2 protein-coding genes and 1 tRNA gene are annotated in these 17,151 nt (G+C 67.1%); 2 read left to right on the top strand and 1 reads right to left on the bottom strand.

The window, feature by feature from the left end; all coding sequences use genetic code 11:
* Window positions 1-87 precede the first annotated feature (87 nt).
* Both argB and NX774_RS14020 read left to right on the top strand, forming a co-directional pair.
* The gene (gene argB / locus NX774_RS14025; RefSeq protein WP_258822853.1) at window positions 88-1,017 is read left to right on the top strand and encodes an acetylglutamate kinase; all 930 of its coding nucleotides are present in this window, start codon (window positions 88-90) and stop codon (window positions 1,015-1,017) included.
* Between the two features lie 61 nt (window positions 1,018-1,078).
* A tRNA-Thr gene (locus NX774_RS14020) sits at window positions 1,079-1,153 on the top strand.
* A 115-nt stretch (window positions 1,154-1,268) separates the two neighbouring features.
* On the opposite strand, the gene NX774_RS14015 is transcribed toward NX774_RS14020, so the two are convergent.
* On the bottom strand, window positions 1,269-17,054 hold the full coding sequence (locus NX774_RS14015; RefSeq protein WP_258822852.1) for an Ig-like domain-containing protein: 15,786 nt from the start codon (window positions 17,052-17,054) through the stop codon (window positions 1,269-1,271).
* Window positions 17,055-17,151: the final 97 nt, after the last annotated feature.

The raw sequence follows: 17,151 nt of genomic DNA, 5'->3' as shown, positions 1-17,151 counted from the left end.
CCGGAAAATTCAACAAGAGAGCCCTATAATGCGCACAGGCCCTGCCCGGTTGCCTGTAAAATCCTGCAAAATTCTTTTGGACCATCGATGAACGCCCAGCTGACCAATCCGCCCGCCGACGACCAGAATTTCGACCTGACCAAGGTCTCACCACAAATCAAGGCGCAGATCCTGGCGGAAGCGCTGCCGTACATCCGCAATTTCCACGGCAAGACCATCGTCATCAAATACGGCGGCAACGCCATGACCGACGAGCGCCTCAAGCATGGCTTCGCGCGCGACGTCATCCTGCTCAAGCTGGTGGGCATGAACCCGGTGGTGGTGCACGGCGGCGGTCCGCAGATCGACAACGCGCTCAAGAAGATCGGCAAGCAAGGCACCTTTGTGCAAGGCATGCGCATCACCGACGAGGAAACCATGGAAGTGGTGGAATGGGTGCTGGGCGGCGAGGTGCAGCAAGACATCGTCATGCTGATCAACCACTACGGCGGCCAGGCGGTCGGCCTGACCGGCAAGGACGGCGGCCTGATCCGCGCACGCAAGATGTCGATGCCGGACCGTGACAAGCCGGGCGAGTTCCTCGACATCGGCTTTGTCGGCGAGATCGAAGCCATCAACCCGGCCGTGGTCAAGGCACTGCAGGACGACGCCTTCATTCCGATCATCTCCCCGATCGGTTTCGGCCAGGACGGCCAGGCCTACAACATCAACGCGGACGTGGTGGCAGGCAAGATCGCCGAGATCCTGAAGGCCGAAAAGCTGATCATGATGACCAATATCGCCGGCGTGCAGGACAAGAACGGCAACCTGGTCACCGACCTGTCGGCGCGCGAGATCGACGAGATGTTTGCCGATGGCACCATCTCGGGCGGCATGCTGCCGAAGATCTCGTCGGCGCTCGATGCCGCCAAGTCCGGCGTGAACACGGTGCACATCATCGACGGTCGTATTGAACACTCATTGTTGCTTGAAGTCTTGACCGAACAGGCTTTTGGCACTATGATCCGCTCTCACTGAAAAATTCATGTGGACGCGGCACCCGCCCGGGTGTGCATTGCATGCGTCCCCATGTCTTCCTGCCCTTGTAGCTCAGTGGTAGAGCACTCCCTTGGTAAGGGAGAGGCCACGTGTTCAATCCACGTCAAGGGCACCAAGAATTCCCCCTCATGTCAATGAACCTGCAGTGGATTGCCGCTGCGGGTTGCCGTTGTCATGTCGTCGTGCTGGCGTAAAGCCGGCCGCCGCCGGCCTTACGCTCCAGCACCGAATCAGAACAACCACAACCCCGCATTGCCGAACTGCGCATGCACCACGTCGTCCTGCGCGATCCAGCTTGCGATCAGCTCGGCGCGGCTGTGGTGGCCCAGGTAGTCCTGCCACGACTGCATGCCGCCCGCCTTGGACGCATCCAGCCCCGAGTTGGCGTACAGCGCCTGGACAAAGGCCGCGTCGCTGGTGCCGCCAAAGCGCGACTGGAACTCGGACGTGGCGACCAGCGCCCTGGCCATTCCCGGCGCATCGGTATTGAGCGCCAGGAACGACTTGAGCGCGTCCAGGCCGGCGGCGTGATGGAACACGGTCTGGAACATCAGGCCCACGCGGTCCAGCTGCCCTGCGTCCTTGCCAAGCACGGTCAGGTCGACTTTACCGTCCTTGAACTCGGCCACTTCGATGCCGGACAGCTTGTCCAGGCTGTCGCTGGTGGTGTCGGCCACGCGCAGCAGGCCATCGGTCCCGATCAGGACGTGGTACTGCGCCTGGTTGCCGCCATAGACCGCGGTGTCCACGCCGTCGCCGCCCACCAGCAGGTTGTGGCCGGAGCCGCCCTCCAGGCGGTCGTCGCCGCTGCCGGAGAACCACGCGGTTTCCTGCGCCAGGCTGCTTTGCGCGATGGTGTAACCGTCGGCCGCCAGCATCTTGCCCTTGTGCTCGTCGCTCAGGGCGACGGCCACCAGCACGTCCGCCCGGCTGGCCGGCGCCCGGCCGTCGCTGCCGGACAGGCGCGCGCTCCAGTACTCCATCGCCGCGCCTTCCGGCTCGCGGCCCAGCACCTGCAGGTACATGCCGCGCACGAAGGTCGAATTGTCCGCGTGGGCCAGCGCGGTGCCGCCGAATTCGGCCGAGGCCAGCACGCCATTGGCCACGTCGGCAAGCGACACGCCGGCACGGGCCCAGAAGGTGAGCCCGGCAACGTCGGGCGCGCGGTCCAGCCCCGCATACAGCATTGCGATCCCGGCCAGCTGTTCCGGAGCGGCCTTCAGGAAGCCGAGCTCCGAAACCGTGGCGTCCAGCTCGGCCCCCTGCACCGTTTCGCTTCCCGCCGCGGAGAATACGGCCTTGTCGTGCGCGGCGCTGATCGCACCGGCTGCAGTCATGTGGAAGGTCCAGTCGCCCACCGTACTGCGGCCGCCGTTGAGCATGTCGTCGCCGGCGCCGCCGATCACGGTATCGTTGCCGATGCCGCCCGCGACCAGGTCGTTGCCGTCGCCGCCATCGAGATGGTCGTCGCCGCCTGCGCTGCCGATGAAATCGTCGCCGCCGCCGCCGCTGAGCACGTCGTCGTCCGGGCCAAGATAGATGGTCTGCGATGCACCATCGCCCACCACGTAGTTCTTGCCCTGGCCGCCGATCAGGCGCACGTCGCCGATCACGGCGGCAAAATCGACGTTATCGAGCTGCAGCGTGGAGCCGGCAGGCAGGCCGGAGCCGTCGATGACCAGGCCGACCACCGGCGCGTTCGGTCCGCTGCCCGCGCCCGCGCCGCTGATGACGATCGGCTGGCTGGGCGCAGTTCCTGACGACACGGTCGGAACGATGGTCCGGGATTCGACCAGTCCGCCGGCGCCAAGGCTGTTCAGGAAGCCCTGGCCCTGGCCGGTCATGTCCGTCTGGCTCGCCGACCCGCTGGCGGTCTTGTCCTGGATGCGCTGGATCAGGTCCGTCAGCGCATCGCTCGTGCTCAACGGGGCCGCCGGGCCTTCCACCTGCAGGCCCGCGCCGGCCGGCAGGCCGGCCGTCAGGACAGGCGGGCTGCCCGCGTTTGGATTGGACACGAGCGGGATGTCGGCCAGCTTCTGGTTGGCCGTGTTCGGGTCATCCTGCCGCACGGCCGGCACCTCCGGGATCATCAGGAGCTGCTGCTCGCGGCCGGTCTTGGGATCGGTCGTGGACTGGGTCACCACCTGCACGCCATCGACCGTGCCGATTGCGGAGCCGGCCGGCGCAACCACGTAATGCGCGCTGATCGATCCCGTACCGGCATTGCCGGCGCTGTTCTTGACCCCGCCCATATCGATGGAGACCCAGCCCGGCGCGGCCGACTTGCCGCCGGCATCGGCGGTGAGGGTGGCGGTCCAGGTCATTCCGCCATCGCCGGACGCAAGTGCCGACACGGTCGCGTGCGAGACGGCCAGGTCGGCACTGTCGAAACCGAGGACGGGTTGCGAGAACTTGATGGTGAGCGGCGTACTGGCGCCCGGCCCCAGCACCTTGGTGTCCATCGTGACGCTCGCGGTCGGGCGGATCGTGTTGACCGTGTAGTTGGCCGAGCTGCTCGTGCCCTCGCCGCGCTGGCCCTGTGCACCGATCACCCCGCTGTTGTCCACCCTGATCAGGTTGGTGGCGTCGTCGATGTTGGTGGCCGGGGTGAACAGCGCGGTCCAGGTGCGCCCGTTGTCGGCGCTCGCAAGGTTGGACAGCTTGCCGCTCTCCGCGCTCAGGTCCGCGAGCGTGAAGCCGGTGACGGCTTCGCCGAAGCGGATCGTGACCAGCGCGGTTTCTCCCGCCAGCAGGCTGGTGTCGGACATCTCGATGGCGGCCGCCACCTTCCCCGTCTGGACCGTGTAGTTGGCCGACGTGCTCGCGCCAACGCCCCTGTTGCCAACCGCGTCGGTGACCCCCGTGTTGTCAACACTGATGACGTTGGTGGTCGAGGAAACGCCCGCCTGCGGCGTCATCAGGGCAGTCCAGGTAAGGCCACCATCACTGGTGGCCAGGTTCGACAGCGTGGCATTGGATGCGTGGATGTCGCCAAGGTCAAAGCCGACAGCCCGCTCGTTAAATCTGATCGTGACGGTTGCGGTTTCGCCGGAGGTCAGCGCCAGGTCGCTCAGCGACACGCTCGATGTCGGTCCAGACATGTCGAGCGTGAAGGAGAGCGCGTTGCTTACAGCGCTCATGTTACCTGCGCGATCGGTCTGGTGCGCCAGCACCGAAGCCGGCCCTTCCACCGTGACCGCGAACTCCGAACCGCTGCCCTCCAGCCAGTGCGCGCCGCCATCCAGGCTGTACTGCCAGCTGGCCCCGTCTTCAATGCCGTTCACCTTGACCGTGCCGCTGCTTACCAGGCTTGCTCCCGTACCGCTGGCCAGCGCGAGCGACAGCGCAACCGGGGCAGTGCGGTCGATGGTGAGGTTGGACGCGGCCGAGGCGGGGCCGGTGTTCCCCGCCACATCGGTGGCAATCGCCACGATATTCGCCACGCCATCGGTGAGCCCATTTGCGTTGATGGCCCAGGTTCCGCCCGCGGCAATGCCGGTCCCCAGCACCGTCTCGGTGACGGTGTCAACCAGCTTCACGGTAGCGCCATCTTCGGCGGTGCCAGTGAAGCGCGGGCTGGCCGCATTGGTCAGCCGGTCCGAGTTCGATACACCACTGTCGCTGCCGGCATCCAATACTGGCGCCGACGGCACGGCCGGCGCAAGCGTGTCGAAGACAACGCTGGGGGAGGTGCCAGCGTGGCCCGCATTACCTGCCGCATCGCTGTACTTGCCCTCGGCAATGGCGATGCTGGCCACCCCACCGTTGGTATTTGCGGTCGGCGTGAAGGTCGCGGTACGGGTCAGGCCACTGCCCGAGATCGCACTGAGCGTGCCGCCGCCCACCGTCACGTCGCCGCTGGTACCGTCCCAGGTGAAGCTTGCGCCCGGGTCCTCGCTGAAGGTAAACGTGATGGTCGCGGTTTCGCCGGTCCTGAGCGCCGCCTTGTCGCTGCTGATCGAGACCGTCGGCACCAGGGTGTCGAAATGGATGCTCGGCGTGACGCCTGCCCCGCCGTCGTTGCCCGCCGCATCGGTGTACTTGCCGGCAGCGACCGTGATGCTCGCGGTGCCGGCGTTGACGTCAGCATCCGGCGTGAAAACCGCCGTGCGGATGTTGCCCGTCCCGGAGAGGGCGCCAAGCGTGCCGCCGCTGACCACGATGTCGCCGCTCGTACCGTCCCAGCTGAATGTGCTGCCCGGGTCCTCGCTGAACGTGAACGTGATCGTCGCGCCCTGCCCTGCGGTAAGCGCGGCCTTGTCGCTGCTGATCGTGAGCGTCGGCGCCGTGCGGTCGACCGTCACCGCCAGGGCCGCAGATGCTGTACCCGTATTGAGCAGCGTGTCCGTGGCCACTGCAGTAATCGCATGGCTGCCTTCGGCCAGTGCATTCGTGGTGATCGACCATTTACCGGCGGCGTCCGCAGTGCCGGTTCCAACCAGTGTCGCCCCGTCGTACAGCTTCACGGTGGCGCCGGCTTCGGCCGTGCCGGCCAGCGTGGGAGTGGCGACCGAGGTCAGGTTGTCGGTTTGCGAAGTGCCGCTGTCGTCGCCTGCGGCAAGCACTGGCGAGGACGGTGCGGCCGGCGCCTGGGTATCGAAGCTGAAGACGAGATCCGGCGGGTTCGTGCCGATGTTTTCGGCGGCATCGGTGTAGCTTCCCGAGACCGAGATCACGGCCGTGCCGTCGTTGACGTTCGTGTCCGGCGTGAAGGTGGCGGTCCGGACCAACCCCGTCCCGGACAGCGCGCTGAGGGTGCCTCCGCTGACGTGCAGGTCGCCCAGCGCGCCATCCCACTGGAAGCTGGTACCGGGGTCCTCGCTGAAGCTGAAGCTGATGGTTGCGGTCTCGCCGATCTTGAGCGGCGTATTCGTATCCCTCGTGATGACCAGGGTCGGCACCAGGGTGTCGAACGGGATGTTCAGCGCGGCTGCGTTGTCCCCGGCATTGCCTGCACGATCGTCGTAGGCGTTCGATGCGACCGTGATCTGCGCCGTACCGTTGGCATTCGCATCCGGCGTGAAGGTGGCGGTGCGCACGTTCCCGGTGCCGGACAGTCCCTCCAGGGTGCCGCCGCTGACCTGGATGCTGCCAAGCGCGAAGGCGGCCCCCGGTTCTTCGCTGAACTGGAAGGTGACCAAGGTTTGCTGGCCCGCCCTGAGGGCAGCCTTGTCGCTGCTGATGCTGACCTGCGGCGGCGTGGTGTCAATCGTCAAGCCAAGCGCATCGGACGCGCCGCTGACGTTGCCAGCCGCATCGGTCGCCTTCGCGGTGACGGTATGCGCGCCGGTCGCCAGGTCGCTGCCCAGTGTGATCGACCACTTGCCCGTGCCATCCGCCGTGCCGCTGCCGATCTCGGTCGCGCCGTCGTACAGCTTGATGGTGGCGCCCGCTTCGGCGGTACCCGTCAGAGTCGGCTTGGTCACCTTGGTCAGGTTGTCACTGGACGAGCTGCCGCTGTCGCTGCCTGCCGCCAGCGCCGGTGTGGATGGCGCGACCGGCGCGGTGGTGTCGATCGTGATGGCCAGCGCGCCCATTGCAAGGCTGACGTTACCTGCCAGGTCCGTGGCCTTGGCGGTGATGCTGTGCGCCCCGCTGGACAGGTTGTCGGTGGTGGTGATCGACCACTTGCCGGCGCCGTCCGCGGTGCCGCCGCCAATTTCGGTCGCACCATCGTACAGCTTGACCGTGGTGCCGGCTTCGGCGTTGCCGCTGATGGTCGGCTGGGTCACGTTGGTGACGCGGTCGCTGGACGAGCTGCCGGAGTCGCTTGCCGCTGCGAGCGCCAGCGCCGACGGCGCGGCGGGCGCGCTGTTGTCGTGGGTGACGACCAGCGTAGACGAGGCGACGCTGACGTTGCCCGCCGCATCGGTCGCCGTTGCGGTGATGTTGTTCACGTCACTGGTCAGGCCAGTGGTGGCAATCGACCAGTTGCCCGTGCCGTCCGCCGTGCCACTGCCGATCTCCCATGCGCCATCGTACAGCCTGACGATGGCGCCAGCTTCGGCGGTGCCGGTGATCGTCGGCCGGGACACGTTCGTGACCCGGTCGCTGGACGAACTACCGCTGTCGCTGCCGGGCGCCAGCGCCAGTGCGGCGGGCGCGGCAGGCGGCGCGGTATCGATGGTGATAACCAGGGCAGAGGACGCGGCGCTGACATTGCCCGCCGCATCGGTCGCCTGCGCCGTAATGGTATGCACGCCGGGCGCCAGGTCGCTGCCCAGCGTGATCGACCACATATAGTAATCGTCTGGCGTGACGCTGCCGATTTCGGTCGCGCCGTCGTACAGCTTGACGACGGAGCCCACCTCGGCGAGACCGCCCAGCGTCGGCCTGGTCACGTTGGTCAGCTTGTCACTGGACGAAGTGCCGCTGTCGCTGATCGGCGAGAGCAACGGGCCGAACGGCGTGTCGGGCGCAATAGTGTCGATCCTCACGGCCAGCGCGGATGACGCACCGCTGATGTTACCCGCCGCATCCGTGGCCTTGGCGGTGATGCTGTGCTCCCCGTATGACAGGTTGGCGGTGGGGGTGATCGACCACTTGCCGGTGCCGTCCGCCGTACCGCTGCCGATCTCCGTCGCGTCATCGTACAGCTTGATGGTGGTGCCGGCTTCGGCGGCGCCTTCGAAGGTCGGCTGGCGCACGCTGGTGACGCCGTCGCTGTTCGAGCGGCCGGAGTCGCTTGCGGCTGCGAGCGCCAGCGTCGACGGCGCGGCGGGCGCAGTGGCGTCGATGGTGACGGCCAGCGCAGACGATGCGACGCTGACGTTGCCCGCCGCATCGGTCGCCTTGGCGGTGATGTTGTGCGAACCATCGGCCAGGGTGCCAGTGGTGGAAATCGACCACTTGCCCGTGCCGTCCGCGGTGCCGCTGCCGATCTCGGTCGCGCCATCGTACAGCTTGACCGTGGCGCCGGCTTCGGCGGTACCCGTGATGGTCGGCTGGACCGCGCTGGTGACCCGGTCGCTGGACGAGCTGCCGCTATCGCTGCCGCTTGCCAGGGCCAGTGCGGCCGGCGCGGCCGGCGCGGCGGTATCGATGGTGGCAGCCAGGGCGGAGGAAGCCGCGCTGACGTTGCCTGCCGCATCGGTCGCCTTTGCGGTGATGGTATGCGCGCCGGTGGCCAGGTCGCTGCCCAGCGTGATCGACCAGTTGCCCGTACCGTCCGCAGTGCCGTTGCCGATCTCGGTCGCGCCGTCATACAGCTTCACGATGGCGCCGGCTTCCGCGGTGCCGCTCAGCGTCGGCTTCGTGACGTTGGACACGTTGTCGCTGGACGATGCACCGCTGTCGCTGCCGGCAGCCAGGGCCGGCGTGGACGGAGCATCCGGTGCGGTGGCATCGATGGTCACAGTCAGCGCGGCCGACGCGGCACTGGTGTTACCGGCCGCATCGGTCGCCTTGGCGGTGAGATTGTGCGCTCCGCTGGACAGGTCGGTGCCAAGCGTGATTGACCACTTGCCGGTGCCGTCGGCCGTGCCACTGCCGATTTCGGTCGCGCCATCGTACAGCTTGACCGTGGCGCCTGCTTCGGCGTTGCCGCTGATTGTCGGCTTGGTCACGCTGGTCAGCTTGTCGCTGGACGAGCTGCCAGAATCACTTGCGGCTGCGAGCGCCAGCGCGGACGGCGCGGCGGGGGCGGTGGCGTCGATCGTCACGACCAGCGCGGTCGATGCGCTGCCCGTGTTACCGGCCGCATCGGTGGCCTTCGCGGTGATGTTGTGCGCCCCGTCAGCCAAGGTGTTCGCAGTGATCGACCAGTTACCCGACCCGTCTGCAGTGCCGCTGCCGATTTCGGTCGCGCCATCGTACAGCTTGACCGTGGCGCCAGCCTCGGCTGTACCGGTGATCGTCGGCTGCACCACGCTGGTCACCTTGTCGCTGGACGAGCTGCCGCTATCGCTGCCGGCCGCCAGCGCCAGCGCGGCAGGCGCGGCGGGGGCAGTGGTGTCGATGGTGACGGTAAGAGCAGCGGAAGCGCCACTCACGTTGCCTGCCGCATCGGTGGCCTTCGCCGTAATGCTGTGCGAACCCGTGGCCAGATCGCTCCCAAGGGTGATCGACCAGTTGCCCGTACCGTCCGCGGTGCCGTTGCCGATCTCGGTCGCGCCGTCATACAGCTTGACGATGGCGCCAGCTTCCGCGGTGCCGCTCAGCGTCGGCTTGGTGACGTTGGTCACGTTGTCGCTCGACGATGCACCGCTGTCGCTGCCGGCAGCCAGGGCCGGCGTGGATGGCGCATCCGGTGCGGTGGTATCGATGGTCATGGCCAGCGGGGCCGACGCGCCGCTGGTGTTACCGGCCGCGTCGGTCGCCTTGGCGGTGAGATCGTGCGCTCCGCTGGACAGGTCGGCGCCAAGCGTGATTGACCACTTGCCGGTGCCGTCGGCCGTACCACTGCCGATCTCGGTCGCACCATCGTACAGCTTGACCGTGGCGCCGGCTTCGGCGTTGCCGCTGATCGTCGGCTTGGTTACGCTGGTCAGCTTGTCGCTGGACGAGCTGCCAGAATCACTTGCGGCTGCGAGCGCCAGCGCGGATGGCGCGGCGGGGGCGGTAGCGTCGATCGTCACGACCAGCGCGGTCGATGCGCTGCTCGTGTTACCGGCCGCATCGGTGGCCGTCGCCGTGATGTTGTGCGAACCGCTGGACAGGTCGCTGCCAAGCGTGATCGACCAGTTGCCAGTGCCATCTGCCGTACCGCTGCCGATCTCGGTCGCGCCGTCATACAACTTGACGGTGGCGCCCACTTCCGCAGTGCCGGTCAGTGTGGGCTCGGTAACGTTGGTGAGGTTGTCGCTGGACGATGTACCGCTATCGTTGCCCACTGCCAGCGCCGGCGTGGCCGGCACGCCCGGTGCAGTAGTGTCGATGGTCACGGCAAGAGCAGTGGACGCCCCGCTGACATTTCCGGCCGCATCGGTGGCCTTCGCCGTAATGCTGTGCGAACCCGTGGCCAGGTCGCTGCCCAGCGTAATCGACCAGTTGCCCGTGCCGTCCGCGGTGCCACTGCCGATCTCGGTCGCGCCGTCATACAGCTTGACGATGGCGCCCGCTTCCGCGGTGCCGCTCAGCGTGGGCTTGGTGACGTTGGTCAGGTTGTCGCTGGACGATGCACCGCTGTCGCTGCCGGCAGCCAGGGCCGGCGTGGACGGCGCATCCGGTGCGGTGGTGTCGATGGTCACGGCCAGCTCAGCCGACGTGGCACTGGTGTTACCGGCCGTGTCGGTCGCCGTGGCGGTGAGATTGTGCGCTCCGCTGGACAGGTCGCTGCCCAGCGTGATCGTCCACTTGCCGGTGCCGTCGGCCGTGCCGCTGCCGATTTCGGTCGCACCATCGTACAGCTTGACCGTGGCGCCGGCTTCGGCGTTGCCGCTGATCGTCGGCTTGGTCACGCTGGTCAGCTTGTCGCTGGACGAGCTGCCGGAGTCGCTGCCAGCTTCCAGCACCAGCGCCGACGGAGCGGCAGGCGCGGTGGCGTCGATCGTCACGGCCAGCGCGGTCGATGCGCTGCCCGTGTTACCGGCCGCATCGGTGGCCGTCGCCGTGATGTTGTACGAGCCGTCAGCCAGGGTGTTGGCAGTGATCGACCAATTACCCGACCCGTCCGCGGTGCCGCTGCCGATTTCGGTCGCCCCGTTATACAACTTAACGATGGCGCCAGCTTCGGCGGTGCCCGTGATGATCGGCTGCACCACGCTGGTGACCCGGTCGCTGGACGAGCTGCCGCTATCGCTGCCGGTCGCCAGCGCCAGCGCGGCAGGCGCGGCGGGGGCAGTCGTGTCGATGGTGACGGTAAGAGCAGCGGAAGTCCCACTCACGTTGCCAGCCGCATCGGTGGCCTTCGCCGTGATGCTGTGCGAACCCGTGGCCAGGTCGCTGCCCAGCGTAATCGACCAGTTGCCCGTGCCGTCCGCGGTGCCACTGCCGATCTCGGTCGCGCCGTCATACAGCTTGACGATGGCGCCCGCTTCCGCGGTGCCGCTCAGCGTGGGCTTGGTGACGTTGGTCAGGTTGTCGCTGGACGATGCACCGCTGTCGCTGCCGGCAGCCAGGGCCGGCGTGGACGGCGCATCCGGTGCGGTGGTGTCGATGGTCACGGCCAGCTCAGCCGACGTGGCACTGGTGTTACCGGCCGTGTCGGTCGCCGTGGCGGTGAGATTGTGCGCTCCGCTGGACAGGTCGCTGCCCAGCGTGATCGTCCACTTGCCGGTGCCGTCGGCCGTGCCGCTGCCGATTTCGGTCGCACCATCGTACAGCTTGACCGTGGCGCCGGCTTCGGCGTTGCCGCTGATCGTCGGCTTGGTCACGCTGGTCAGCTTGTCGCTGGACGAGCTGCCGGAGTCGCTGCCAGCTTCCAGCACCAGCGCCGACGGAGCGGCAGGCGCGGTGGCGTCGATCGTCACGGCCAGCGCGGTCGATGCGCTGCCCGTGTTACCGGCCGCATCGGTGGCCGTCGCCGTGATGTTGTACGAGCCGTCAGCCAGGGTGTTGGCAGTGATCGACCAATTACCCGACCCGTCCGCGGTGCCGCTGCCGATTTCGGTCGCCCCGTTATACAACTTAACGATGGCGCCAGCTTCGGCGGTGCCCGTGATGATCGGCTGCACCACGCTGGTGACCCGGTCGCTGGACGAGCTGCCGCTATCGCTGCCGGTCGCCAGCGCCAGCGCGGCAGGCGCGGCGGGGGCAGTCGTGTCGATGGTGACGGTAAGAGCAGCGGAAGTCCCACTCACGTTGCCAGCCGCATCGGTGGCCTTCGCCGTGATGCTGTGCGAACCCGTGGCCAGGTCGCTGCCCAGCGTAATCGACCAGTTGCCCGTGCCGTCCGCGGTGCCACTGCCGATCTCGGTCGCGCCGTCATACAGCTTGACGATGGCGCCCGCTTCCGCGGTGCCGCTCAGCGTGGGCTTGGTGACGTTGGTCAGGTTGTCGCTGGACGATGCACCGCTGTCGCTGCCGGCAGCCAGGGCCGGCGTGGACGGCGCATCCGGTGCGGTGGTGTCGATGGTCACGGCCAGCTCAGCCGACGTGGCACTGGTGTTACCGGCCGTGTCGGTCGCCGTGGCGGTGAGATTGTGCGCTCCGCTGGACAGGTCGCTGCCCAGCGTGATCGTCCACTTGCCGGTGCCGTCGGCCGTGCCGCTGCCGATTTCGGTCGCACCATCGTACAGCTTGACCGTGGCGCCGGCTTCGGCGTTGCCGCTGATCGTCGGCTTGGTCACGCTGGTCAGCTTGTCGCTGGACGAGCTGCCGGAGTCGCTGCCAGCTTCCAGCACCAGCGCCGACGGAGCGGCAGGCGCGGTGGCGTCGATCGTCACGGCCAGCGCGGTCGATGCGCTGCCCGTGTTACCGGCCGCATCGGTGGCCGTCGCCGTGATGTTGTACGAGCCGTCAGCCAGGGTGTTGGCAGTGATCGACCAATTACCCGACCCGTCCGCGGTGCCGCTGCCGATTTCGGTCGCCCCGTTATACAACTTAACGGTCGCGCCAGCTTCGGCGGTGCCCGTGATGATCGGCTGCACCACGCTGGTGACCCGGTCGCTGGACGAGCTGCCGCTATCGCTGCCGGTCGCCAGCGCCAGCGCGGCAGGCGCGGCCGGCGCGGCGGTATCGATGGTGACAGTCAGGGCGGAGGAAGCCGCGCCGACGTTGCCTGCCGCATCGGTGGCCGTTGCAGTGATGGAGTGCGCGCCGGTCGCCAGATCGCTGCCCAGCGTAATCGACCAGTTGCCCGTGCCGTCCGCGGTACCACTGCCGATCTCAATCGCGCCGTCATACAGCTTGACGATGGCGCCCGCTTCCGCGGTGCCGCTCAGCGTCGGCTTGGTGACGTTGGTCAGGTTGTCGCTCGACGATGCACCGCTGTCGCTGCCGGCAGCCAGGGCCGGCGTGGATGGCGCATCCGGTGCGGTGGTATCGATGGTCACGGCCAGCGCAGCCGACGCGGCACTGGTGTTACCGGCCGTGTCGGTCGCCGTGGCGGTGAGATTGTGCGCTCCGCTGGACAGGTCGGTGCCAAGCGTGATTGACCACTTGCCGGTGCCATCGGCCGTGCCACTGCCGATTTCGGTCGCACCATCGTACAGCTTGACCGTGGCGCCGGGCTCGGCGTTGCCGCTGACCGTCGGCTTGGTCACGCTGGTCACGTTGTCGCTGGACGAGCTGCCGCTGTCGCTGCCGGCTGCAAGCACCAGCGCCGACGGCGCGACGGGCGCGGTGGCGTCGATGGTGACGGCCAGCGCCGTCGATGCGCTGCCCGTGTTACCGGCCGCATCGGTGGCCTTTGCCGTGATGTTGTGTGCCCCGTCGGCCAGCGTGTTCGCAGTGATCGACCAGTTACCCGACCCGTCCGCGGTGCCGCTGCCGATCTCGGTCGCGCCGTTATACAACTTAACGGTGGCGCCAGCTTCGGCGGTGCCCGTGATCGTCGGCTGCACCACGTTAGTCACCTTGTCGCTGGACGAGCTGCCGCTATCGCTGCCGGCCGCCAGCGCCAGCGCGGCAGGCGCGCCGGGGGCAGTCGTGTCGATGGTCACGGCAAGAGCAGCGGACGCGCCGCTCACGTTGCCGACCGCATCGGAGGCCTTCGCCGTGATGCTGTGCGAACCGGCGGCCAGGTCGCTCCCAAGCGTAATCGACCAGTTGCCCGTGCCGTCCGCGGTGCCGCTGCCAATCTCGGTCGCGCCGTCGTACAGCTTGACGGTGGCGCCCGCTTCCGCGGTGCCCGTCAGCGTGGGCTTGGTGACCTTGGTCAGGTTGTCGCTGGACGATGCACCGCTGTCGCTGCCGGCAGCCAGCGCCGGCGTCGAGGGCGCAGCCGGCGCCAGCGTGTCGTAAGCGATCACGAGTTCCGCGCCCGCCCCGGCATTGTTTTGTGCGTCGGTGTAGGTACCGGCGTTGATCTTGATGCTGGCCGAGCCGTTGTTGGTAGCGTCGGTCGGGGTGAAGGTCGCCGTCCAAGTGTTGCCGCTGCCGTTAAGCGCGCTCAGGGTGCCGCCCGTAACCACCACGTCGCTATCGGTAAAACCCGTCGGGTCTTCGCTGAAGGTGAAGGTGATGGTTGCCGTCTGCCCCGCCTTTAGCAAAGCCAGGTCGCTGCTGATCGTTACCGTCGGCGCGCGGGTATCGAACGTCAGCGAGGGGATGGATCCGGCGCCTCCGGCATTGCCTGCGGCGTCGGTGTACTGGCCCGCGCCGACCGTGATGCTGGCGGTGCCGAGGTCCACGTTGTTCGTCGGCGTGAAGGTCGCGGTGCGCGTGGCTCCGGTCGTGGTCAGGCCGCTGAGCATGCCGCCGGTGACGGTGATATCGCCAACGTCGAAGGTGGTGCCCGGATCCTCGCTAAAGTTGAAGGTGATGGTGGCCGTCTCGCCGACTTTGAGCTTGGGCACGTCGCTGGTAATCGACAGCGTGGGCGCGGTGGTGTCGATCGTCATGTCGAGCGCGCTCGACGCGGCGCTGACGTTGCCAACCGCATCGGTGGCCGTGGCGGTGATGCTGTGGGTGCCAGAGGACAGCGCGCTACCGAGCGTGATCGACCATTTACCCGTGCCGTCCGCAGTGCTGCTGCCGATTGCGGTTACGCCGTCGTACAGCTTGATCGTTGCGCCGGCTTCGGCGGTGCCGCTCAGTGTCGGCGTCGTCACCTTGGTCACGTTGTCGCTGGACGAAGTGCCGCTGTCGCTGCCGGCCGCAAGCGCCGGCGTGGAGGGCGCAGACGGCGGCGTGTTATCGATTGTGACGCTTGGGGTAGCACCGGCACCGCCACCATTGCCAGCGCCATCGGTATAAGCCCCCGCCGCGACCGTGATGCTGGCCGGGCCGTTACCGCCGCCTGCAGTGAACGTCGCCGTGCGCGTGGTGCCACTGCCAAGGATGGCGCTGAGCGTGCCGCCGCTGACTGCCACGTCGCCGGTGGTGCCGTTCCAGGTGAAGCTCGAGCCCGGGTCCTCGCTGAACGTGAACGTGATCTGCGCGGTGTCGCCGGCCTTGAGCGCCGCCTTGTCGCTGGTGATGGCGAGCGTCGGCGCCAGGGTGTCGATGCTCAGGCTCGGCGTCGTCCCGGCCCCGCCGTTGTTGCCGGCTGCGTCGGTATAAGAGCCAGATGCGATCGTGATACTGGCCGAGGTACTGTTCAAGCCCGGCGTGGGGGTGAAGGTGGCGGTACGCGTGGTGCCAGTGCCCGAGATGGCACTGAGCGTGCCGGCGGTGACGACCACGTCGCCGCTGGAGCCATTCCAGGTAAAGCTCGAGCCGGGATCTTCGCTGAACGTGAAGGTGATCGTCGCGGTCTGGCCCACCAATACTGTCGAGACGTTGCTGCTGATGGTGACCGTCGGCGCGGTGCGGTCGATGGTGAAGCTGCCTGCGCTGCTGGTTGGTCCGACCTGGCCGCCGCCGGTGATCTGCCCGTACACGTTGTAGCTGCCGTTGGCGAGCGCGGAGACGTCGATCGCCGTGGACGTCCAGGCGCCATTGTTTAGCGTCGCCGGAGTGCTGACCAGGTCGGTGCCGGCGTCGTACAGCCCATTGCCGTTCTTGTCCACCCAGACCTGCACGGTGCTGGTCGAATCGCCCGCCGCCCCAGTGCCGGAGAAGGAGACAGAGCTGGCCTTGGTGATCTTGTCGCTGTTGCTCAAGCCGGTGTCGGTGGCGGCCGTCAGCACGGGCGCGCTTGCCGCGGTCGGCTTGACCGTGACGGTGACAGTGCGCGTGGCGGTGGCGGTGCCGTCGCTCACCTTCACCACGAACGAATCGGTACCCGCGTAGCCGACGGTCGGCGTATAGACGATGCTGCCGCCCGGCGCGACATTGGTGTTGCCGCTGGTCGCGGTCGCGGTCGAGAAAGTCAGGGTGCCGTGGGACGGACCGGTATCCTGGCTCCAGGTCAGCGTCTGGCCACTGTCGGTGTCGCTCACGTGCAGCAGCGCAGCCAGATTCACTGAGGTGTTCTCGGTGTCGGTGAGCTGGGTGGTCGTATCGACAAAGGTCGGCGCGATATTGGCTGCGATCGGGTTTGAAACGCTGAACCCATCGAACGTGTTCTGCGAGATCGGCCAGTGGACCAAGGGGTCGCTCGAACCGATGATTTCGACCGTGAACAAATGTATGCCGATGAAACCGGAGAAGTCCCCGCCGGTATAGCTGGTCGATCCGTTCGTTGTACTGACGGTGGTTTGCGCGACCACGGCCCCGACCGCGTTAAAACCGGTCACAAGAATCGAAAACGTTCCCGTCGATGAGTATTTGATCCAGTTGATGCCGTCAAGGTTGAATCCCGTGATGTTGGTGTTATCGGCGGTGACGGTGAACTTTGCGTCACGCCATTCGTTTGGCGCGGCCGGCGAGTTGAAATACAGGCCGTTGGCGTCATAGGCCCCGGTGAGGGAATAGCCGGTTTGCACGCTCAGGGTGAAGCCGCCAACGAACGAGCTGGTGCTCATGGAAGGTGTCACGTCCTGCAGGCCGGTTGGCATCAGGCCAAGCAGGGCGTCCAGGCTGTGCACGGCCGCTGCGTCCAGCGCGCCATCGCTGGTGACGTCCCCTTGGCGGTATTCGAGCACCCAGTCGCCGCCGCGCTGCGCACCGCCCGTCGCATCGGTGGACGCTGCCACGTCCGCGCCAGTGGCCTGCGCGATCTGGCCGACGAATTTGGCGCCGATCGCCGCCGCACCCACGTCGCAGCCATACAGCAGGATGTCGCCATCATCGGCCAGCGCGGCGCCGATCTTGCCCAGCACCTCGGTGTAGCCGCCAATGTTGGCCGAGTCCAGCGTCACGCTGCCGAAATTGAGCGATCCCTCCGATCCGTGCCCAACCACATGCAGCCCTGCGATGCCGCTGCGTCCCTCCAGGATCGCGGAAATCTGCTGCAGGCCATCCTTGCTTGCGTCCAGAACGTGCACTTCGACGTCCGGAAGGAAGGCGGCAACCAGCTCCTGGTAATGGGCAACGTTATCGAAAATGAAAGCAACTTGTGTGATGGAGTCTTGGACGGATTGGCTATTCATGGTGCAAGGGACTGTACGAACACAACGAAGGGACCAGGCCGGAACGGTTGCGCTTCCGGATGGCAATTTCTACCTCAGCTTACAGGGTCGAGTTAAC

The organism is Massilia agilis, from assembly GCF_024756255.1.
In the GTDB taxonomy this organism is placed as follows: Bacteria; Pseudomonadota; Gammaproteobacteria; order Burkholderiales; family Burkholderiaceae_D; genus Telluria; species Telluria agilis.
This window is presented reverse-complemented; position numbering and strand designations above follow the sequence as displayed.